This is a genomic window from Rhodococcus wratislaviensis, assembly GCF_900455735.1.
Taxonomy (GTDB): Bacteria; Actinomycetota; Actinomycetes; order Mycobacteriales; family Mycobacteriaceae; genus Rhodococcus_F; species Rhodococcus_F wratislaviensis.
This window is the reverse complement of record NZ_UAUI01000026.1, coordinates 66396-87030: the sequence shown is the minus strand read 5'-3', so window position 1 is coordinate 87030 and position 20635 is coordinate 66396. Positions and strand designations below refer to the sequence as shown.

At 68.9% G+C, this 20635-nt stretch carries 20 protein-coding genes; 2 read left to right on the top strand and 18 right to left on the bottom strand.

What is annotated here, in order from left to right; genetic code table 11:
- Positions 1-2: 2 nt before the first annotated feature.
- From DTA22_RS30890 to DTA22_RS30845, 10 genes are all read right to left on the bottom strand, one after another.
- A complete protein-coding gene (locus DTA22_RS30890) occupies positions 3-2714 on the bottom strand; it encodes a molybdopterin-dependent oxidoreductase (RefSeq protein WP_112301975.1) in 2712 nt (903 codons plus the stop codon).
- Positions 2711-3520, bottom strand: coding sequence for an FAD binding domain-containing protein (locus tag DTA22_RS30885; protein ID WP_112301974.1), 810 nt, complete (start codon positions 3518-3520; stop codon positions 2711-2713). Before DTA22_RS30885 ends, DTA22_RS30890 begins: the two co-directional genes overlap by 4 nt.
- Before the next feature lie 4 nt (positions 3521-3524).
- The gene (locus DTA22_RS30880) at positions 3525-4892 is read right to left on the bottom strand and encodes an 8-oxoguanine deaminase (protein ID WP_112302104.1); all 1368 of its coding nucleotides are present in this window, start codon (positions 4890-4892) and stop codon (positions 3525-3527) included.
- The gene (gene pucL / locus DTA22_RS30875; protein ID WP_112301973.1) at positions 4892-5803 is read right to left on the bottom strand and encodes a factor-independent urate hydroxylase; all 912 of its coding nucleotides are present in this window, start codon (positions 5801-5803) and stop codon (positions 4892-4894) included. The genes DTA22_RS30880 and pucL overlap by 1 nt, the downstream gene beginning before the upstream one ends.
- Positions 5804-5806: 3 nt before the next feature.
- A complete protein-coding gene (uraH, locus tag DTA22_RS30870) occupies positions 5807-6136 on the bottom strand; it encodes a hydroxyisourate hydrolase (protein WP_112301972.1) in 330 nt (109 codons plus the stop codon).
- Positions 6136-6648, bottom strand: coding sequence for a 2-oxo-4-hydroxy-4-carboxy-5-ureidoimidazoline decarboxylase (uraD, locus tag DTA22_RS30865; protein WP_112301971.1), 513 nt, complete (start codon positions 6646-6648; stop codon positions 6136-6138). The genes uraH and uraD overlap by 1 nt, the downstream gene beginning before the upstream one ends.
- Positions 6649-6692: 44 nt before the next feature.
- Positions 6693-8012, bottom strand: a complete 1320-nt coding sequence (locus DTA22_RS30860; protein WP_112301970.1) for an amidohydrolase family protein — start codon at positions 8010-8012, stop codon at positions 6693-6695.
- A 120-nt stretch (positions 8013-8132) separates the two neighbouring features.
- Positions 8133-8900, bottom strand: a complete 768-nt coding sequence (locus DTA22_RS30855) for an alpha/beta fold hydrolase (RefSeq protein ID WP_112301969.1) — start codon at positions 8898-8900, stop codon at positions 8133-8135.
- The gene (locus DTA22_RS30850) at positions 8897-9961 is read right to left on the bottom strand and encodes an isopenicillin N synthase family dioxygenase (protein ID WP_112301968.1); all 1065 of its coding nucleotides are present in this window, start codon (positions 9959-9961) and stop codon (positions 8897-8899) included. The genes DTA22_RS30855 and DTA22_RS30850 overlap by 4 nt, the downstream gene beginning before the upstream one ends.
- On the bottom strand, positions 9942-11324 hold the full coding sequence (locus DTA22_RS30845) for a uracil-xanthine permease family protein (protein ID WP_112301967.1): 1383 nt from the start codon (positions 11322-11324) through the stop codon (positions 9942-9944). The genes DTA22_RS30850 and DTA22_RS30845 overlap by 20 nt, the downstream gene beginning before the upstream one ends.
- A gap of 141 nt (positions 11325-11465) precedes the next feature.
- Between DTA22_RS30845 and DTA22_RS30840 the strand changes: the two genes are divergently transcribed.
- A complete protein-coding gene (locus DTA22_RS30840; protein ID WP_037242113.1) occupies positions 11466-12029 on the top strand; it encodes a helix-turn-helix domain-containing protein in 564 nt (187 codons plus the stop codon).
- A gap of 3 nt (positions 12030-12032) precedes the next feature.
- On the opposite strand, the gene DTA22_RS30835 is transcribed toward DTA22_RS30840, so the two are convergent.
- The 7 genes from DTA22_RS30835 to DTA22_RS30810 form a co-directional block, all read right to left on the bottom strand.
- Positions 12033-12761: an aspartate/glutamate racemase family protein gene (locus DTA22_RS30835; RefSeq protein WP_037242109.1), complete on the bottom strand. Its 729-nt coding sequence runs from the start codon at positions 12759-12761 to the stop codon at positions 12033-12035.
- Positions 12762-12771: 10 nt separating this feature from the next.
- Positions 12772-14310, bottom strand: coding sequence for an NCS1 family nucleobase:cation symporter-1 (locus DTA22_RS30830; protein WP_112301966.1), 1539 nt, complete (start codon positions 14308-14310; stop codon positions 12772-12774).
- 179 nt (positions 14311-14489) lie between these two features.
- The gene (locus DTA22_RS30825) at positions 14490-15203 is read right to left on the bottom strand and encodes a GntR family transcriptional regulator (RefSeq protein WP_112301965.1); all 714 of its coding nucleotides are present in this window, start codon (positions 15201-15203) and stop codon (positions 14490-14492) included.
- 10 nt (positions 15204-15213) lie between these two features.
- On the bottom strand, positions 15214-16146 hold the full coding sequence (gene puuE, locus DTA22_RS30820) for an allantoinase PuuE (RefSeq protein ID WP_112301964.1): 933 nt from the start codon (positions 16144-16146) through the stop codon (positions 15214-15216).
- Entirely contained in the window at positions 16143-16286 is a 144-nt protein-coding gene (locus tag DTA22_RS36380) for a hypothetical protein (RefSeq protein ID WP_174233890.1), read from the bottom strand. The genes puuE and DTA22_RS36380 overlap by 4 nt, the downstream gene beginning before the upstream one ends.
- An 88-nt stretch (positions 16287-16374) precedes the next feature.
- Positions 16375-17622 carry a DUF6986 family protein gene (locus DTA22_RS30815; protein WP_112301963.1) on the bottom strand — a complete coding sequence of 416 codons (1248 nt, stop codon included), beginning with the start codon at positions 17620-17622 and terminating at the stop codon, positions 16375-16377.
- Positions 17623-17683: 61 nt separating this feature from the next.
- Positions 17684-18262, bottom strand: a complete 579-nt coding sequence (locus DTA22_RS30810; RefSeq protein WP_112301962.1) for a TetR/AcrR family transcriptional regulator — start codon at positions 18260-18262, stop codon at positions 17684-17686.
- A 78-nt stretch (positions 18263-18340) separates the two neighbouring features.
- On the opposite strand from DTA22_RS30810, the gene zapE reads away from it, so the two are divergent.
- Complete coding sequence (zapE, locus tag DTA22_RS30805; RefSeq protein WP_112302103.1) at positions 18341-19258, top strand: cell division protein ZapE; 918 nt, start codon at positions 18341-18343, stop codon at positions 19256-19258.
- 43 nt (positions 19259-19301) lie between these two features.
- On the opposite strand, the gene DTA22_RS30800 is transcribed toward zapE, so the two are convergent.
- On the bottom strand, positions 19302-20618 hold the full coding sequence (locus DTA22_RS30800) for a TrpB-like pyridoxal phosphate-dependent enzyme (RefSeq protein ID WP_112302102.1): 1317 nt from the start codon (positions 20616-20618) through the stop codon (positions 19302-19304).
- Between the last annotated feature and the right edge of the window lie 17 nt (positions 20619-20635).

Here is a 20635-nt window from a genome sequence, read left to right as displayed (position 1 = left end):
ACTCACGGGCGCGGAAGCGCACGCCAGACGGCGGCGGGGGTCATCGGGATACGGCGAAGGCGGGCGCCGGTGGCGTCCGCCATCGCGTTGGCCAGGGCTGGGGCGACCGGGTTGTACGGGGATTCGCTCATCGACTTGGCGCCGTGCGGGCCGAGTTCGTCGTAGGTGTCTGCGAAGTAGACCTCGGTGTCCGGCACGTCCACGAGCTGCGGGAGGTGATAATTCCGGAGCTCCGGGTTGAGTACCGTCCCGGCGCCGTCGAGCAGGATCTCCTCGTACAGTGCGCTGCCGATCGCCTGTGCGACGCCGCCCTCGACCTGCCCGCGGCACTGCTGCGGATTGAGGACCGTGCCGGCGTCCGCCGCCTGGATGGACTGCAGGATCCGGACCTCCCCGGTGACCGTGTCGACCGCCACCCGGAACGCGTGCACGTTGAACACCACCGAGCGGGGGGTGCCGTCGTGCCTGCCCTCGGCGCGGATCGGTCCCTCGGGCACCAGCTTGTCGAGTTCGACGACCCGCCCGGCGACCTCGACCGTGTCGGGTGTCAGTGCGCAGTCGCTGTCCTCGGCGGCACCTGCGATGCGGCGGGCGACCTCGAACAACTGCTCCCGCAACCGGGTCCCCGCGAGATGGACCGCCTTCCCCGCGACCACCGTGCCTGCCGAACCGAACGCGCCGGTGTCGTGCCCGGCGACGTCGGTGTCGGATTGCAGCACGGTGATCCGGTCGGCGGTGGTGCCCAGCGCGGACGCGGCGAGCTGGGCGTGGACGGTGGTGGTGCCGTTGCCGAACTCGGCTGTGCCCACCCGAAGTTCGTACCGGCCGCCCTCGACGAGGGTGCAGGACACGTCCGCGAAGTGCCCCCCCGGCGGGATGGTCGCGATCATGGACGCCGCCATGCCCTCACCGACCCGCCACTGCGGCCCGTCCGGCGGGCGCACGTCGTTGCCGCGGCGCAGTGCGGCCTCCGCCAGGTCGAGGCACTGGTCGAGCCCGTAACTGCCGTATGTGAGGTCGCCGTGCTCCACCTCGAAGTTGACGAAGTCGTCGCCCGGAACGACCACGTTGCGGCGGCGCAGTTCGAACGGATCGATGGACAGCTGCGTCGCCAGCTGATCGAGCGCGGACTCCACCGCGAAGATGACCTGGCCAAGTCCGTAGCCGCGGAACGCGCCGGACGGCAGGTTGTTGGTGTAGACGGCCTGGGCGTCCACCCGCTTGTTCGGCGACCGGTACAGCGCAACGGATTCGCTGCAGCCGTGGAACATCACGCCCACCGAATGATTGCCGTAGGCACCGGCGTCGGAGAGCACGTCGACGGCGAGTGCCGTCAGCTTTCCGTCGCCGTCGGCACCGACCTTCACCGAGACCCGCATGGGGTGCCGGCACGGGGCGATCGTGAACTGGTCGGAGCGGGTGAACTCGTACTGCACCGGTCTGCCGGTGCGCAGAACGGCGAGGGCGACGAGGTCCTCCACCAGCATTTCCTGCTTGGCGCCGAAGCCGCCCCCGATGCGGGCGGTGAACACCCGGACCTGGGAGCGGTCGAGCGAGAACAGGTGGGCGAGTTCGTCGCGGACGAGGAAGGGCACCTGGGTGCTGCTGCGGAGGGTGAGCCGCCCGTCGGAGTCGAGCCACCCGATGGCCGAATGGGTTTCGAGATGAGCGTGCTGCACGCGTTGCGTCTGCCATGTGCCCTGCACCACCGCGCCCGTGTCCCGTGCCGCGGCGAGCCCGGCGGCGAGGTCGCCGATCTCCCCGTGGACCTCGGCCACCAGGTTCCGTGCCGGGTCCGCGATCCGGGAATCGGCGCCCTTGTCGCCGTGCAGCAGGGGTGCACCGGGGCGGCGTGCCAGGTCGGGATCGAAGACCGGTTCCAGTACTTCGTACTCCACGTCGATCAGTTCCACTGCGCGCCGGGCGATGTCGACGGAGTCCGCGACGACGGCCGCGACGCGCTGTCCCCGGAACCGGAGGGTCGTGTCGAACACGTAGGTGTCGTCGGGGTCGTCGGTGCGGAACTCGTGGCGGGCCGTGGAAAAGGCGACGTCGGGACTGTCGTGGTGGGTGAGCACCGCGTGGACGCCGGGCAGCCTCTCCGCGGCGGACGTGTCGAGGCGGGTGATGCGGGCGTGCGCGTGCGGGCTGCCGAGGATCTGGATGTGCGTCAGGCCCGCGACGGCCAGGTCGAGTGTGTAGGGCTCGGCGCCGCACACCACCCGGGCGGCGGCAGGCGCGGGAATGGAACGGCCGAACGACTCACCGGCACTGTCCGATTCGGTGGTGCACACGCCGCAGACGGCGTCGCGAATGGCGCGATAGCCGGTGCAGCGGCACAGATTCCCCTTCAGTGAGCGCGGCAGGTCGGCGCGTTGACCGGAGTCGAGCGCGGACGCGGTCACCACCATCCCGGGTGTGCAGAACCCGCACTGGAAGCCCGCCGCATCGACGAACTCCTGCTGCACGGGATGGAGTCGATCAGGACTGCCGAGACCGGCCGCGGTGGTCACTTCGCGGTTCTCGGCCCGATGCGCCGGCACCACACACGAATGCACCGGAGCGCCGTCGAGCAGCACGGAACAGGCGCCGCAATCGCCGGCGTCGCAACCCTTCTTGACCGCGAATCGCTGCTGCTCCCGCAGGAAGGTGCGCAGGCACTGACCGGGCCGTGCGTCGGCATCCACCGACTGTCCGTCGACCGTCAACTTCATTCCAGCTCCCTCCTGATCTCCTCGGCGAGGACTCCCGTGACGTGACGACGCCAGTCCGCGGCGCCGTGCGCGTCGGTCAGGTAGTCGTCGGGGGAGATCCGTTCCGACAGAGACTCGCTCAACGCGTCGGAGCCCGGAACGGCGGGGAAGCGGAGGACGAACGGGCGCACGGTCGACGCGGTGACGGTCAGCGCGAAACCGTCCGCGTCGACACGCCCCGCCAGCAGGGCGCCGGACCGTCCGAGCGGCGAGTACGCGATCTTGCGCAGCGACGTGCGGCCTCGCAGCGCGGCAGCGGGGAGGTGGATGCTGCGGATCAGGTCACCGTCTCCGAGCACCGTGCGACCGGCGCCGGTGACGAATCGGTTCACCGGGACTCGGCGTTCACCCCCGTCGGCCGTCCAGATCAGGAGTTCGGCGTCGAGGGCGCAGCACAGCGTGATCATCGCCCCGGCCGGGAGTGCCAGCGCGAGGTTGCCGCCGACGGTCGCGGTGTGCCAGATCTTCCACGAGGCGACCAGGGACTCGGCGCACGGCCGGAACAGGTTCGTCGCCGTCCACTCGGCGGGAAGCGGTGCGTTGCAGAGATTCTCGATTGTGCACGTCGCGGCGAGCTCGAGTCCGTCGTCGTGGACGGTGATCGCCGGCCAGTCGAGGGTGGTCAGGTCCACCAGCCGGGTGACCGTCGGCTGCGGTTCCGAGTACAGCCAGGTGCCGCCCGCCAGGTACGCCGTTCCGGGTTCCGGGGCGGGCAGGTCGTCACGGCTGCGCGGGGCCGAGAGTTCCGTCACGAACGACAGATCCATCGACTCACCCCGCCTTGCGCACCAGGGCCCGGTGGGCCTGCTCGACCTCTGCGGCGACGTTCTCCTCGTTCACGGTGATCACTCTCCCACGCTCGACGACGGCTCGCCCGTTCACCAGTAGCAACTCCAGCGGCGCTGTGACTCCGAGTACGAGCGCCGCCACCGGATCGGTGATGCCGGAATGCGCGAGGGTGTCGACCCGCCACAGTACGAGGTCGGCCAGCTTGCCCGGCTCGAGGGAGCCGAGGTCGTCCTCCCTGCCGAGGACGCGGGCCCCGCCGCGCGTGGCGAGTTCGAGGGCGGTGCGCACCGTCATCTCGCCCGGCCCGCCGCGGGCCCGCGCGAACAGCACGGCGTGCCGGGCCTCCTCGAGCATGTTGCACGCCTCGTTGCTGGCGGCGCCGTCGACTCCGAGCCCCAGCGGGACCCCCGCCGCCCGGAGGTCCTTGGCGCGGGCGATCCCGGCGCCGAGGCGCGCATTGGACGTGGGGCAGTGGGCTGCCCCGGTGCCGGTGCCCGCCATTGCGGCGATCGCGACGTCGTCCAGGTGGACGGCATGCGCGTACCAGACGTCGGGGCCCACCCAGCCGAGTTGCTCCATGTACTGCACCGGCGTACAGCCGAACCGCTCGAGGCAGAAGTCCTGCTCGTCAACGGTTTCCGCGAGATGGGTGTGAAGCCGCACTCCTGCGGAACGGGCGAGGGCCGCGGCCTCGGCCAGGAGGTCGCCGGTGACGGAGAACGGGGAGCAGGGGGCCACCGCGATCCTCAGCATCGAGTCGGGAGCCGGGTCGTGCCACCGGTCGATGACGTCCTGGGTGCCCTTCAGGACGTCCTCGAGACGTTCCACCACAGAGTCGGGTGGCAGTCCACCTTGACTGTGACCGAGGTCCATCGACCCTCGGCTGGGGTGGAACCGGAGCCCGACGGTCTGCGCGGCCTCGATCTCGGCGCCGAAAACGTCGCCGCCGTCGCGTGGCACGACGTAGTGGTGGTCCGTCGTGGTCGTGCACCCGTGCTTCGCCAGCCAGGCGAGACCGCCGGTGGCCGCGGTACGGACGGCGTCGGCGTCGATCCCCGCCCAGATCGGGTAGAGCGTGGTCAGCCAGCCGAACAGCGTGTCGTCGGCGGCGAGCCCGCGGGTGATCCACTGGTACAGGTGATGGTGTGTGTTCACCAGCCCGGGAGTGAGCAGGCAACCCCGTCCGTCGACCACTCGCGCACCGTCGATCACGGGCGCGGGACCGGCACCGACGTCGACGATGCGGTTGCCCCGCACGACGACGTACCCGTCCGGGTACTCGGTGCCCGCCGCGTCGACAGTGGCGACGTACGCGCCGGAGACGACGACGGTGCCCGGGCCGGCGTTCATCAGCTGAGCCAGCCCGCGTACGCGGACCACGCGGGTCCGGCGTCCGGGGCGTCGGACCGCTGCACCGTCGCCTGGATCAGGCCGTACGGGCGGTCGGCGGCGTGGAATACCTCGTTGTCGTTCTCCACTCCGAAGCGGGCGAGGTCGTGGGCGAAGTGGTGCTTGTTCGGCGCGGACAGGCGCACTTCCGCGAGCACGGGGTAACGCTCGAGGATCGCCTTGCCGATCTCGTACAGCGTCTGCTGCAGGGCGAGCGAGTGGACGGTCGCGAACGTCGCGACGATCTGCTCCTTGATGCCCGCGTAGACACCGTTCCAGTCGACGTCGGTGGTGACGAACCGCCATTGCACGACAAGCGAAGTCGCCATCACCCGGTCGTGGGTCTCCTCGAGAACCGTGTACTCGTCCTTCAGGAATCCGAAGAACTCGCTGCCCGTGGACTTGAGGATCACCAGATCCTTCAGCCCGCCGACCACCCACGTGCCGTCGGCGTCGACGGTGATCGCCGCGGTGCGCACCTCCTCACCCTTGCGCACCCAGGTGTGGTCGTGCTCCGCCCCGTCGACCACCGCGCGCTGCCACGCGTATTCCTCGATCTCGATGCGGGCGCCCTCGACCGGGGCCACGTCGTCGACAAAGTGCCGTGCCAGCGTCAGCCCGTACTCCTCGATGGAGTCGAGCCCCTTCTCCTTCGCGTAGGAGTACGCCGTCTGCTTCTGGGTGTCGGTGGGCAGCACCGAACTCTGGTCGCCGGCGAGATGCGCCGCCGAGAAGTCGCCGCGCAGGCAGGTCGACACGCTGACGTCCCGGATCTCGTGCCGGGGGGTGTCGCGGTAGATCCGCACGATGCGGTTCTCGGCTTTGCCGTACTGGTTGTCGCCCAGGACGATGGCGCCGGTGAGGTCGGTCATTCTTCAGCTCCCGCGGTAGGTGGAATAGGCGAAGGGGGACAACAGCAACGGGACGTGGTAGCCGCGCTGCGGGTCGTCGAGGACGAACGTGACGCACACCTCCGGGTAGAACGTCTCCTGGCCGCGGGCGGCGAAGTATTCGCCGGTGTCGAAGACCAGCGAATAGGTGGCCGCGATCAGACCCTCGGGTGCGATCTCGGCGATCCGGCCGTCCGTATCGGTCGCCGCGCTCGCGATGACGTCGCCTTCGGGTGACAGCAGACGGACGTGCATCCCGGCCGCGGGTGTGCCGTCGGTGGCGTCGAGCACGTGGGTGCTGAGGATCTTGGACATCAGTGTGCCGTGTCTCCGATCTCGCCGAGAAGGCGTTCGAGGCGTATCCGGTTGATGGCGGCCAGTTCGGTCCGCACGATCTTGCGCTCCGTGGCGCTGTCGTTGCCGAGGCGGTCGCGCAGCACGTCCAGCAGTTCGTGCGCCGACCGGCCGGACGCGCACACCAGGTAGACGTGCCCGAACTTCTGCTCGTATTCCTCGTTACCGGCCCGCAGGCGCGCGCGGACGTCGTCGTCGGCCGCGGCGACCGCCGATTGTTCGCGAGCGGACGACGGGTTGTCCGCCCGGTCGCCGATCCTCGGGTGGCCGGCCAGGGCCGCGTCGACCTCGGACTCCGTCAGGTCGCCGAGGACGTTCTCGGCGGCGGTGTACAACGCGTCGGCGGACGGAAACGGACGACCGGCGGCCATCCGCTGCGCCCACACCGTCGACGAGCAGCACTGCACGAGCAGATCGACGGCCCGCGCGTCGCTCAGTGCGTTGAACGCGATCAGGCCGGGCGGTTCGGTCATGAGGGCTCCTCGCTCGTGCGCCTTTTCGGTACCTCTGGCTACCACTATGGCGCACCGGTGGCGGTCAATTCGGCGATAAGCCCCGCTTCGTCGACCCGGGTGCTGCGTCCGTCCCGGATCAGCACTTCGCCGTCGACCAGCACGGTGTCGACGATCTGCCGGCTCCCGGTGGTCAACAGCGTCGCGCCCGGGTCGCGGACCGGCAGGCAACCGAAGTCGCGCTCGAAGCGGATCAGCGTCAGGTCGGCCGCGCCGCCGACGGCCACACCGTTCGGGCGGGACGCGAAACCGAGACTCCCGTTCGCGCCGTTCGTCGCGAGGTCCATCATGGCGTCGAAACCGAACAGGTCGGCCGTCTTGCGATGCGCCCGCTGCACGTACGCGCCCATGCGCAGCGTTTCGAGCATGTCCTGGGTGTCGTTGCTGGCGGCGCCGTCGACGCCGAGCCCGACCGCGATCCCCGCCTCGAGCATCTCCGGGACGGGGGCGACGCCGCTGCCGAGACGCATGTTGCTCATCGGGTTGTACGAGACGGCCACACCACGACGGGCCAGCACCGCGCGCCCGTGGGCGTCGAGTTCGCAGCAGTGCACGGCGAGCAACCGGTCCCACAGGAACCCGCTCCTGTCGAGGTAGTCGACCGCGCCCGCGCCGGCGCGTTCGCGGCACATCACGTCGTCGGTGGTGGTCTCCAGCAGGTGGATCGACACGGTCATGTCGCGGTCGCCCGCGAACTGCCGCACCACCGCCATCCCCTCCGGCGTCAGCGACCGGGGGTTGGGGACGGCCAGACCGACCGTGACGCGTGTGCCGTCGGCCTGCTTGACCAGCTGGTCGGTGTGCTCGAGCACCCCGGGCAGCGGCTGCAGGAGCCGCGGGTCGACGCCCCACTTGCGCGTTGTGTCCGCGCGGTCCGCCACTCCGCGGCCGAGGAGCGCCCGCACGCCGGTGTCTTCCAGGGCGCGCAGCACCGCGTCGTGCACGTCCGGAGACGGATGCGGCCACATGTGCTCGACCAGCGTCGTGGTGCCGCTGCGCAGGGCGTCGAGGCTTGCGGCGACCGCCGCCAGGTAGGCGCGCTCCGGGGTGATGACCGCGGATTCCTCACCCACGGTCAGCAGCCAGCTGAGCAGCGGCTGCCCTTCGCCGATGCCGCGCATCAACGACTGCTGCAGGTGGGTGTGGGTGTTGACGAATCCGGGGATCAGGTACGCCCCCGACCCGTCGACCGCCGTGGCCCCCGACGGTGCCGGAGCGGTCGGGCGGATCTCGGTGATCAGACCGTCGGCGATCAGGACGTCGCGGTGCGGCAGCCAGCTGCCGTTCGAGTAGACGGTGACATCGGAAATCAGATCGGCATGCATCCGCATCCTCCATGGGTTCTCGGGAGTGCGGCTGGTTCGCGCCCGCCGGACACGGGTTCGCACATTGCTCGTTTCAGCCATGGGCAATGTGCTCCGAAATATAGCGGGATCGTGTTTCCATCAGATTTCCTGTGCAGAAACAGGTCTCGGGCCGACGACGGCGCAGAAATCGACGAGTGCCGCGACCAGGGCCTCGCGCGCCGACAGTTGCGGGGCGTGATCGCTGTCCAACGTCACCACCCGCGCGCCCGGCACCCGGTCCTGCATCGCACGCTGCGTCACGAGCGGCACCGAACGGTCGAGCGTCGCCTCCACGTACAGGCGCGGTACGGAGCCGAACCGCTCCGGCGTCCACGCCGGGGCCATGAGACGCGCAGTCTCGAGTTGCGGCAGCAGCTTTCGCGCGGCAGCGATCGCATCACCGGCCGACGATTCGTTAAAGAACACGGCGGCCGCGGCTTCCGGGGGCACAATGGTCCCCGATCCGTCGGGGGTCGACTGCAGCCAGGCCGAGATCCCGACCGGTTCCGGTAGGCGCAGGTCTGCGCAGAGGTCGCCGAAGTTGCTTCCCGAGGGCAGCATCATTCCGGCGACGTACGCCACACCTGAGATCCGCTGCGGAATGCGCTCGGCCACCTGGGTGGCCACGATGCCGCCTCCGGAGTGTCCGACCACGAACACGGGCCCGTCCAGCGAAACGATGTGCGCCACGACGACATCCGCCACGGCGTCCAGATCGGTTCGCGCACCGTCGGGCCAGGTTCCCACGCCGGGAAGGTCCAGCGGGTGCGGCTCGTACCCGCTGTTGCGCAACGGCTCCAGAAGTGTGTCCCACACCCAGTTTCCCGCCCAGGCGCCGTGGATCAATACGACGTGCCCACGGGTCACCGGGCGGCCGCCCGGTCCGCCGCGGCGAGGACCCGCTCGGCCTCCCGACCCGCGGCTGTGTTCTTCTTGCCGTGACGCGAACCCGCCAGTTTCGCCTTGATGTGCTCACGGACAGTCACCGGTGCGTATCCGTCGTCGGAGTGTTCGCACAGTCCCGGCAGGGTCGCGATCACCGCGTCGACGTTGCCGTCGTGGAAGAACGCCGCCGATCGCCGGCGCTTGATCGTTCCGTCGACGACGGGCGGAGTCACCCGGTGCAGCGTCGACATCCACCGGTCGTTCGTGAGCCGGGCGGTGAGATCGCCCAGGTTGACGAGGAGTGCGCCCGCCGCGGGGCTCACATCGTGCCAGCGCTCGTCGCGCCCGAGGACCTGCAGGCCGGCCACACGATCGGCCCACAGCACGGTGACCAGTCCGAAGTCGGTGTGCTCACCCATGCCGGTCAGCTCGCCGTCGAGGGTGACGCTGCCCTCCGGCAGCGCGTAGTTGTTCATGCGGAGGACGTCGATGGAATGGTCGGTCAGGGCGGTGAAGAAGCCCGGATCGAGCCCGAGGGCGTCGGCGAAGATCCGTGTCAGGGTGCGGGCGACGCGCTCGCCGTGCGCGTAGTAGGCCTGCACGGCGTCCGTGAAGGAGGGCACCTCGGGCCACACGTTCAGCCCGTAGTCGTCCTCGGACAGGTCCAGGTCCGGGAACGACCGGGCCTCCGTTCCGACGTTGTAGGCCTCGAAGAAGTCGTTCATCCGGGTGGCCGATTCGACGCCCAGGCTGAGGCTGAGCGACTCGCTCTTCGGCGGGCTGTACCCGCGGTTGGCGCCCTCCACGCGATACCTCTTCTTCGTCTCCAGGGGCAGCGCGAAGAAGTCGTCGACGGCGCCGGCGAGTCCCTCGATCACCGGTTCGGGGATGCCGTGACCGAGGATCTGGATGAATCCGACGGTGGCGCACGCCGAGTCGATTTCGCGCGCCACCCGGGCGCGTTCCGTGTCGGACCCACCGGTCACGTACGGGGAGATGTCGATGACGGGGACGTCGAACGGCTCAGGCACGGGCGGCAACATGCGGCTCCTCGGAGGTCGGGGGAACGGGGTCGGTTGCGATGACGGGTGCGGAGGCGGCGCGGGCGGCAGCGCCGATCCGGGTGTGGTTGAACAGCAGGTTCAGGGAGAACGCGGAGATGGCGGCGAGGGTGATGCCGCTGCCGAGCAGGATCTGGGCGGACGAGTCGAAGTGCTCGAACATGCCCTCGGCGAACTCGGGGAGCAGGCCGATGCCCACCGACACCGCGACGATGGTGGTGTTGATCCGGTCGCTGAGATCAACCTTGCGGAGCGTGTTCATCCCCACCACCGCGACCGTCGAGAACAGGATGATGCCGACACCGCCGACGACCGGCGCGGGCAGGGCGGCGACGACGGTGCCCATCTTCGGAATCAGTCCGAGGACGATCAGGATCGCACCGCTGGTGGCCGTCACGTAGCGGCTGTGGACGCGGGTGGTGGCGACGGCTCCGACGTTCTGCGTGAAGATCGTGTCGACGAACGCGTTGAAGATGCCGCCGAGTACGCCGGACAGCGCATCGCCGACGAGGCCGCGGGCCACGTCGCCCTTGGTGAGGGGCTTCCCGGTGATCTCGCCGAGCGCCAGCATGCTCGCCGTCGACTCCGCGAACACCACGGCCATCACGATGCTCATCGCCACCACCGCCGTGATCGGGAACTCCGGCGCCCCGAAGTGGAACGGGGCGGTGATGCCGAACCAGGGGCTGCCGGACACGCCGCCCAGGTCGATCAGGCCCATCGGAATCGCGACGAGCGTGCCGATCACGAGGGCGAGGAGCACGCCGAGCTGGGTCCAGATCCCGCGGCCGAGGCAGAGGAAGGCGATCGCGACCAGCACGACCACACCGGCGAGCATGATGTTGCCGGGATCCGCGAAACCGTCTGCCGTCGGATCGTTTCCGACGATGAGGCCGGCGGCGACGCCGATCAGGGAGATGCCGACGACGGTGAGGACGACCCCGGTGACCAGCGGTGGAAAGAACCGGATCAGCCGCGCGAAGGGCACGGCGAGGGCGAGTCCGACGAGGCCGCCTGCGAGCATCGAGCCGTACACCGCCTGCAGCCCGTATTCCTTGGCAATGAGGATCATCGGAGTCAGCCCGGCGAACGTGGCGCCGCAGACGATCGGCAGCCGTGCGCCGGCCAGCTTCCCCACCCCGAGGCTCTGGATGATCGTGATGATGCCGGCGATCAGAAGGTCGGCGCTGATCAGCAACGCGACGGTGGACTTGTCGAGTCCTACTGCGGCACCGAAGACCAACGGGACGGTGATGCAGCCGGTGTACATGATGAGCACGTGCTGCAGACCGAAGGCCGCTTGCCGCACCAAAGGCAGGCGCTGGTCGACTGCGTGGAAGGACATGGGTCGATCTCCGTCCGAGTGAAGGGAGCGTTCGAGTTCACGTTCTATTGAGCACGTCAATCTTTACTAAGCAGGGTCAATTTCGTTTCGTCCGTGTTATCAGTCGCAGTTTCCGCGAAACACGGTGCTAGCGTTCGCCTCATGGACGAGGATCAACGCCTACTGGCCGTTGCCATCGGCACCGCGATCAGGTCGGCCCGGCGTGACGCGGGACTGACCCTGCGCGACGTGGCGGCCAAAACGGGACTGTCGCAGCCGTTCCTGAGTCAGGCCGAGAACGGGCACTCGGTGCCGAGCGTCATGAATCTGCACCGGGTCGCGCAGGTGCTGGGAACCACGGCGCACGCCCTGCTCGAACAGGGCGCACGCACGCCCACCAGCCTCGTGCGCAGCCGGGAGGGCAGGCGCTTCGCGCTGTCGGACGGCGCCGTGCTCCGCTTCTGCTCCACGGGCGTGCGCGCGATGGAACCGAACGAGGTGACCGCGCAACCGGGTTCGCAGGCCGGCGAACACACCGAACATGCCGGCGAGGAGTTCATCTACGTCATCGACGGCAGCATCCGAGTGGAGGTCGGCGTCGAGGAGAGTTACGTGCTCGACCGGGGAGACACGCTGTACTACCCGGCCACCGTGCCGCACCGGTGGTTCAACGATGCCGCGGAACCGGCACGGTTCCTCATCACGAGCACCCCGCCGTCCTTCTGACCGTCAGCGGCCGAAACCCTCGAGCAGCCCGGTGTACTTCTTGGGCAGGGGAGTCGCGAATTCTCCGCGCGCGCCGGTCCGCAATCCCAGCGTCACGAGGGACTGGACCATGAGAGTGGCCGCCGCCACGCCGTCGACGACCGGCACCCCGAGTTCCGCCGAGATGACGGCGCACAGGTCCGCCATGCCCGCGCACCCCAGCACGATCGCGTCCGAGCCGTCCCGGTCGAGGGCGACGCGGCAGGCCTCGATGATCACCTTCACCGCATCCGGGTCGCGGTCGAGGTCGAGGACGGCGATCTCGCACGCGTGCACACCGAGGCAGAACCGTTGCATGCCATACCGTTCGGCCAGTTCCCAGGCCCGGCCCCGGGTACGTCCCAGCGTCGTGACGACGCTGAACCCGCGGCCGAGGAAGCTCGCGGCGTGCATGGCCGCCTCGGCGATCCCGAGGACGGGTCCGGCGGCCAGTTCGCGGGCAGCGTCGAGGCCCGGGTCGCCGAAGCAGGCGATCACGTAGCCGTCCACCCCGGCCTCCTCGCCGCGCGCGATCTCCTCGAGAAGCCCGGGGACACTGAGTGCTTCGTCGTAATGGCTCTCGATCGACGCGGGACCCATCTGCGGGCTCACCGCCTCGACGAGCGTCCCCGGCCCCGCGACCGAGCGCGCACAGTCGCCGATCTTGTCGGTCATCGACTGGGTGGTGTTGGGATTGACGATCTTGATGTGCACGTACGTCGACCTATGCTTCGATCGGTGCTGTGCGATGCGCGCGACGGGCACCGGTGGACAACCCGAGGTAGCAGACGAATCCGACGCCCATGCCGAGGAACCACGAGTACTGGGCCGCACCCGCCATGCCCCACACGTCGAGCCCGAACGGCTGGGCCTTGAGGATCACGGGAATCATCGCGACCAGGGCTCCGACGACGGTGGAGATGATCGCAGCGGGGTTGTAACCCTTCTTGTACCAGTATGTCCCGCCCTCGGACATGGTGAACATGTCGTCCAGGATCACTCGCTGCCTGCGCACCAGATAGTAGTCCGCGATGAGGATTCCGAACAGCGGTCCGATGAACGCCCCCAGCGTCTCGAGCGTGTAGTGGATCACCTCCGGATTGTTGTACAGGTTCCACGGTGTGATCAGGACGGATCCGACGGCGGCAATCATTCCGCCCGTACGCCAGCTGATGCGCTGCGGACTGACGTGCGAGAAGTCGAATGCCGGGGAGACGAAGTTGGCGACGATGTTGATACCGATGGTGGCGACGATGAAGGTGAGGAGGCCGAGGACGACGGCGAACAGGTTGTCCATCTGCGCGACGGTCTCGACGGGATCGGTGATCAGGCGGCCGTACACGGGAAGGGTCGCGGAGGCGGTGACGACGGTGAGGATCGAGAAGAACAGGAAGTTCACCGGGAGGCCGAGGAAGTTGCCGCGCTTGACCGCGCCGAACGTCTTTCCGTATCGGGAGAAGTCGCCGAAGTTGAGCATCGGGCCCGAGAAGTACGACACGACAAGGGCGATCGCGCCCAGCACCACGGGCACCGCGGACCAGCCCGTGTAGTTCACCTCGCCGAGGTTCAGGCTGATGTTCGACCAACCGGCCTCGCTGATCAGGTAGATCGCGAGCATCAGCATCACCACGTAGACCGCGGGGCCGCAGAAGTCGATGAATTTGCGGATGCTCTCCATGCCGCGCCAGAAAACCAGCGCCTGCAGCACCCACATCGTCATGAACCCGGCCCAGCCGAGGGCCGACAGTCCGAGGAATCCGTGCTGGTGCACGTCCGCCCAGGGCGCCAGGCCCGGCCAGATCTTCAGGCCGAGGATCACGAACGCGTGCGACGCCAGGTACGTCTGGATTCCGTACCAGGCCACCGCGATGAGGCCGCGGATGATGGCCGGGACGTTGGCACCGAGAACGCCGAAGGCGCTGCGGCACATGACCGGGTAAGGGACGCCGGTGACCTGGCTGGGCTTGGCCACCAGGTTCGCGAACACGTTGACGATCGCGATACCGACCACCAGGGCGACGAGGACCTGCCAGCTGGTCAGCCCGAGCGCGAACAGGCTGCCTGCGGTGACGTAGCCGCCGACGCTGTGCACGTCGGACATCCAGAACGCGAAGATGTTGTAGGACGACCACGACTGCGTCTTCAGCGGCGCGAGATCGTCGTTGGTGAGTCTCGGGTGGTAGCCGGGCTTGATCAGCCCGGCGCCGGCCAGGTGTGCACCGGGGACGGTTTCCCCCTCGTTGGAGGGCGCTGTCTGAGTCATCGTTTCGCTCCCTGGTGCAGTACGGACACGACTGCGTCGACGTAAGGGTGCCTCGGTGAAAAGCACACCACCGAAGTGCTGGGAGCAAAAGTAGTTTTCGGATATTTCCTGGTTGTGACGGCGAAGATATATTCTCGCCGGCGCACGGTCCGAGCTGAGAATATATCTTGCCGGACGGCCTACCCGGGCGTGTCCCGGAAGATTCCGGTGTCCGTCGGCAGGGCCGCGATCACCGTGTCGAGTTGTTCGTTGTGCCGGTCGGTGGCCGCCTTCAGCGCCCCGGCGTCGCGGGCGAGGAACGCCGCGAGCATGTCCCGGTGCCCGAGGTGGAGGCGCAGCCGCTCAGGCGTTCCCACCTGCGACATCGGCTGCACCGGCTCGGTGATGTTCCACGCCGACTCGAACATGTGCAGCAGTCGCTGCATCCGGCACGGCGACGCCAGGGCCAGGTGGAAGTTCCGGCTCTCCCGGTGGTACGCGGTCAGGTCGTCCTCGAGCACCGAGCGGTCGAGCGCTTCGTAGGCCTCCCTGGCCCGGGCGTCGTCGGCCTCGTCGGCGAGGGTGATTGCCACGGAGTGCGCCGCCGACTCGAGAACACCCCGCACCAGGTAGAGCTCCTCGAGTTCGTCGACGGTCAGCCGGGCGACCGTGTACCCGGCGTTGGCCCGGTGGTCGACGAGACCTTCGCCGATCAGCGTTTTCAGCGACTCCCGGATCGGGATACGGCTGACGCCGAAGTGCTCGGCCACGTCGTCCACCGGGATCGGGGTGCCCGGCGGGGCGCCGCCGCTGAGGATCACCCGGCGCAGCTCCTCCAGGATCACGGTCTGAGAGCTGCCGGGATCCCGGTTGGCCAGATTCGTGACCAGCATCGACGGTCGTCGCGGGGGCATCGGACCGTCCTCAGGCGGGGTGGACGTCGCGCCAGTGGCGGGCGATCTCGATGCGCCGGGCAACCCAGACGTCGTCGTGGGACTGCACGTGATCGAGGAAACGCTCCAGCGCCGCGGTGCGGGCGGGTCTGCCGACGATGCGGCAGTGCAGACCCACGGACAGCATCTTCGGCGCCCCGGCCGTTCCCTCCGCGTACAGGACGTCGAACGCGTCCCGCAGGTGCGCGAAGAACTGCTCGCCGCTCGGGAAACCGCCGGGCGACGCGAACCGCATGTCGTTGGTGTCGAGGGTGTACGGCACCACCAGATGGTCGACGAGACCCTTCCCGGGGGCATCGACCTTCACCCAGTAGGGCAGGTCGTCGGCGTACGAATCGGAGTCGTACTCGAAACCGCCGTGCTCGACGACCAGCTGCCGGGTGAGCGGGGAATCGCGGCCGGTGTACCAGCCCAGCGGTGCCTCACCGGTGAGGTCGCGCAGGATCTCCACCGCCTCGGCCAGGTCCTTGCGCTCGGCGTCCTCGTCGGAGAGCTGGTACGACTTCCACCACAGGCCGTGGCAGGCGATCTCGTGCCCGAGTTCGCGAAAGGCGCTGACGGCCTCGGGGTTCCGCTGCATCGCCTTGGCCACCGCGAAGATCGTGAGCGGCAGCCCGCGTCGCTCGAATGCCCGGAGCACGCGCCACAATCCGGCGCGGGATCCGTATTCGTAGATCGATTCCATGCTCATGTGCCGGTTCGGGAACGGCTGGGCCCCGACCATCTCGGACAGGAACGTCTCCGATGCCTCGTCGCCGTGGAGCACGTTGTTCTCGGCGCCCTCCTCGTAGTTGAGGACGAACTGAACGGCGATCTTCGCGCCGCCCGGCCACTGCGGATCGGGCGGGTGCTGCCCGTATCCGACCAGGTCACGGGGGTAGCTGGAGTCGAAAGCGTGGGTCATGATTCCAAGCCTGCCCGACCGGCCGCGGTCAGGGAACCCCACAGGCGCAACCGCGCCGTGCCGCCGTCCCGTTCGCGGACGCTCGCCTCGCCGGGGGGCGGACTGTGGAAGCTGGGCGCGGTCAAGGTGTTCGGGGTCACGGGTGCGGCTACCTCCTGATCGGGCGTGGGGGCAAGTGTAGGGCGTCGGAGTGGGTGGTGCGGGCGGCCCTCGTGCGCGCCGAGGTGCTCAGCTGCCCGGGACCACCGCCCGGGTGAGGAGGTCACGCAAGGTGTCCACCGTGCATCCGGGGGCCTGCGTGCGGACCGCGTCCTCGTCGAACGCGCCGCACGCCAGCCCCCGCAGGATCACCGTCGCGAGCGCCTGCGCGGTCGCCGGTTCGTCCATCACCCCGCCGCCCTGGCGGTCGAGGTAGGCCTGGACACGGGTGGCCGCGGCGGGCAGCGCACCGCGGTAGAAGTCGAACGTCGCGAGCCAGCGGGTGATCAAGTGCCCGGGATGCATGTCCCATCCCTGGTAGTACCCGCGTTCGAGCGAACGGGTGACGAGTCGGTGGTGCCGGGCGAGCGCGGCGTGGACTTCCTCGTCGCTGCCCTGCGGGACGACCTGGGTGGATCCGTCGCATACCCACACCCCGGTCTGGGCCGCCGCCACCAGCATCACGGACTTGGCGTGATCGGCCACCGGATGCTCGAGCGACTGGAACCGGGACGCGATTCCGCAGGCCGCGCTGTAGTCGTAAGTGCCGTAGTGCAGTCCGGTGCAGCGCCCGTCCGCGAGGTGGATGGCCTTCGCGACGGTCACGGTGCCGTCCGGTCCGAGCACGGCCTGCGGGCTCTCGATCTGCAACTCGAAGAGCAGCGACCTGTCGGGGAGCCCGTACGCACGCTCGAGTTCCTCGCACAACGCGACGACGGCGGTGACCTGCTGGGCCGCACGCAGTTTCGGCACCGTGAACACGAAGCCGTCGGGAACCCCACCCGCGCCTTCGAGGACGAGTTCGAGGGTCCGGATCCCGCGGCGGCGCTCGTGCGGGGCCAGGCCCTTCGCCCGGATGCCCAGCGACCGCGGGCCGGACGGGTCGGACGAGAGCAGTCGCAGCGTGCGTCCCGCCTCCAGTGCGGCCGCGTCCTCGACGTCGTCGCTCCGCCAGCCGTAGCCGTCCTCGAAATCGATCCGCAGATCCATGATCGGACGGTGTTCGAGCATCGCGCGGACATCGGGAAGCGCACCGGTCGTTCCGATTTCGGACAGCGCGTTCGTGTGCCTGTCCAGCAGTTCGACAGCCTGCTCACCCCACACCCTCGGGGTGTCCGGTCCGGCGTCCGCCGCACTCACGTAGACGGTGTGGATGGGCTGCGGTTGCTGTCGATCACCCGGAAAGGCGTCCGCGAGGTCGGTGTCGACGGGGTCGAGGAGTGCGTCGACGCGGTCGAAACCGCTGTCGGGGAGACGGCTGAGGTACTGGGGGTTCACGCCACGATCTTGGCAGAAACGCGGGATTCCCGTCGTCCACACCGCGCCGGGTGACATTCGTTCAGGCCGTCACACCGCGCAGATACGACTCGACGGCGCGGGCCAGTTGCCGCACGCTGCGTTCGGTGCCGGGCTCGATGCCGTCGAGTGAGCGGGCGCCCACGAAACGGTCGAAGACCAGGCCTTCGACGACGCTGACGAAGTCCGCGCCCGCGTTCTCGGGTTCGGCGACGCCGAGGGCGTCGAACAGTTCGGCGGCGCGGGCACGGGAGAACAGGCACGTCGCGAGGAGAGGGTGCAGGTCGGCGTCACCGGACAGTTCGACGGTCAGCGCGTGCCGCGCGACGAGGTCGTCGTGGCGGGTGTGCAGCAGCCGGTCCAGGGACCGGGCCACCCCCTCGGCGAGGGATGCGAGGTCGAGCGACGGGGCCGCCGTGGTCTCGAACTCCTGCCGCGACCGTTCGGCGAGCCGGCGGACGGCGGATTCGATCAGTGCACGCCGGGTGCGGAAGTAGTAGGACGTGGACCCGCCCGGGAGATCCAGTGCGCGGTCGACGGCTCGATGTGTCAGCGCGCGCATGCCCTCGCGCGCGACGATCGTGATCGCCGCGTCTGCTATCTGCTCACGCCGCTCGGGCACGGTGTCTTCCTCCTCACATCGGCTTGTCGCACGAGACTCTACATTCGTAGTGTTTCCTCTGTGGATGTAGAGGTTCTGTTGGACGACGCGCAGCGCGCGGCCGCGGCCGTCCTGGACGAGACCGCCGCGGGCCTGGAGCAGGGGAGGCCCGGAGTTCGCGGCGTGTACCTGTGGGGACCCGTCGGACGCGGCAAGACGTGGCTCATGGACCGCTTCCACAGGTCGGCGGAGGTCCCGAAGCGGCGCGTACACTTCCACTCGTTCTTCCGCCGGCTCCACGCCGACGCGCACACGCTGGGGTCCATCGACCTCGCGATCGATACGGCCCTCGGGGATGTCCGGCTGCTGTGTTTCGACGAGTTCCACCTGCACGACGTCGGGGACGCGATGCTGGTCGCGCGACTGCTGAAGGCCCTGTTCACCCGCGGGATCACCTTGGTGGCGACATCGAACTATCCACCGGACGGGTTGTTGCCGAATCCGCTGTTCCATCACCTGTTCGCGCCGTCGATCGCCGTGCTGGAACAGAATCTGACCGTCGTGCGGGTGGCCGGTCCCGTCGACTACCGCACCTTGGCCGCCGCGGACACCGGGTTCGCTTCGAGCCGTTTCGTCCGGGCTTCCGAAAGCGAGCCCCCGGCCCTGTCCGAGCGCGTGGCGCTGACCGTCGGGACGCGCACGGTGACGGCCTCCGCCGTGCGGGACCGCACGGTCTGGTTCGAGTTCGCGGTGCTGTGCGGCACCCCGACGGCACCCGCCGACTACCTCGACCTGTCGGAGCAGTTCGGATGCTGGGCGATTACCGGCGTGCCCCGACTGCGGGAGGCCGGCGCGGAGACCGTCCGACGGTTCGCGAACGTCGTCGACGTGCTGTACGACCGGGGTACCGCGCTGACCCTGGTCGCCGAGGCGTCGTGGGACGACGTGGTCGCCGGACTCGACGGCACGCTCGACTTCGACCGCGTGGTGAGCAGACTGTCCACACTGATCCGGTGACCACCGAGGCAGACCCGTACGTGGGTCTGCCCCGGTGAATCGATCAGACGTGCCGGCTGTACGCGGGGAGGTCCAGCTGGCCGTTGCCGGACAGTCCGATGACCACGACCTCCGGTTCGGTGACCGTGCGGGCATGCTCTATGGCCGCGGCCACGGCGTGCGTGGATTCCGGCGCGGGGATGATGCCCTCGGCGCGGGCGAAGAGCAGGCCCGCGGCGAGTGCGTCGTCCTGTTCGATCGCGGTCGCGTCCATCAGTCCGAGAGCGACGGCGTGCGAGACCATCGGCGACATGCCGTGGTACCGCAGACCGCCCGCGTGGATGGCGGGCGGAACGAAGTCGTTGCCGAGGGTGTACATCTTCAACAGCGGCGTCAGGCCTGCGACGTCACCGAAGTCGTAGCGGTACTCGCCCTGCGTCAGCGACGGGCAGGCCGCCGGCTCACACGCGACGAGGCGGGTGGTGGTGCCCTCGCGCAGATTGCGACCGAGGAACGGGAACGTCAGGCCCGCGAGGTTGGAACCGCCTCCGGCGCAACCGAACACCGTGTGCGCGACAGGCTCACCCGCCTCCTCCAGCTGGGCCATCGCTTCCTGGCCGATCACTGTCTGGTGGAGCATGACGTGGTTGAGGACGCTGCCCAGTGAGTAGTGCGCACCGGGATCGTTGGCGGCCACCTCGACGGCCTCGCTGATCGCCATGCCCAGGGAACCGGTGGTGTCGGGATGCTCGGCCAGGATGGCCCGACCGGCTTCGGTGAGGTCGGATGGAGACGGATGGCAGATGCCGCCGTACGCCTCCATCTGGAGCCGGCGGTACGGCTTGGCGTCGAAGGATGCGCGGACCTGCCAGACCTCCACCTCGAGGCCGAGCAGGGCGCCGGCGAACGACAGCGACGCGCCCCACTGGCCCGCGCCGGTCTCGGTGGTGAGCTTGGTCGTGCCCTCGAGCGCGTTGTAATAGGCCTGTGCCACAGCCGTGTTCGGCTTGTGCGATCCGACGGGGCTGACACCCTCGTACTTGTAGTAGATTCGTACGGGTGTGCCGAGCACTCGCTCGAGCCGACGCGCACGCACCAGCGGCGACGGTCGCCACATGCCGTAGATCTCGCGGACCGTCTCGGGGATCTCGATGTACCGCTCGGTCGCGACCTCCTGTTCGATCAGGCTCGCGGGAAACAGCGGTGCCAGGTCTTCCGGTCCCAGTGGCTCACGTGTGCCGGGATGCAGGTGCGGCGGAACGGGTTCCGGAAGATCGGCGGCAAGGTTGTACCAGTGCGTGGGTACGGCCGAGGGAACCGCAACCCCCAGAGGTTCCAGCGATCGAGCCAGGTCGGCTCCGGTTACCGGGGACGTGGTCAAGTAACTCTCCTTCGTGG

Excerpts from the sequence above, each read along its gene's own strand:
- DTA22_RS30885 (WP_112301974.1), bottom strand. The coding sequence starts at position 3,520 with ATGGATCTGTCGTTCGTGACGGAACTCTCGGCCCCGCGCAGCCGTGAC.
- DTA22_RS30890 (WP_112301975.1), bottom strand. The coding sequence starts at position 2,714 with ATGAAGTTGACGGTCGACGGACAGTCGGTGGATGCCGACGCACGGCCC.
- DTA22_RS30840 (WP_037242113.1), top strand. The coding sequence starts at position 11,466 with ATGGACGAGGATCAACGCCTACTGGCCGTTGCCATCGGCACCGCGATC.
- DTA22_RS30830 (WP_112301966.1), bottom strand. The coding sequence starts at position 14,310 with ATGACTCAGACAGCGCCCTCCAACGAGGGGGAAACCGTCCCCGGTGCA.
- DTA22_RS30880 (WP_112302104.1), bottom strand. The coding sequence starts at position 4,892 with ATGAACGCCGGCCCGGGCACCGTCGTCGTCTCCGGCGCGTACGTCGCC.
- uraH (WP_112301972.1), bottom strand. The coding sequence starts at position 6,136 with ATGTCCAAGATCCTCAGCACCCACGTGCTCGACGCCACCGACGGCACA.
- DTA22_RS30825 (WP_112301965.1), bottom strand. The coding sequence starts at position 15,203 with ATGCCCCCGCGACGACCGTCGATGCTGGTCACGAATCTGGCCAACCGG.
- puuE (WP_112301964.1), bottom strand. The coding sequence starts at position 16,146 with ATGACCCACGCTTTCGACTCCAGCTACCCCCGTGACCTGGTCGGATAC.
- DTA22_RS30845 (WP_112301967.1), bottom strand. The coding sequence starts at position 11,324 with ATGTCCTTCCACGCAGTCGACCAGCGCCTGCCTTTGGTGCGGCAAGCG.
- DTA22_RS30860 (WP_112301970.1), bottom strand. The coding sequence starts at position 8,012 with ATGCATGCCGATCTGATTTCCGATGTCACCGTCTACTCGAACGGCAGC.
- uraD (WP_112301971.1), bottom strand. The coding sequence starts at position 6,648 with ATGACCGAACCGCCCGGCCTGATCGCGTTCAACGCACTGAGCGACGCG.
- DTA22_RS30850 (WP_112301968.1), bottom strand. The coding sequence starts at position 9,961 with ATGTTGCCGCCCGTGCCTGAGCCGTTCGACGTCCCCGTCATCGACATC.
- pucL (WP_112301973.1), bottom strand. The coding sequence starts at position 5,803 with ATGACCGACCTCACCGGCGCCATCGTCCTGGGCGACAACCAGTACGGC.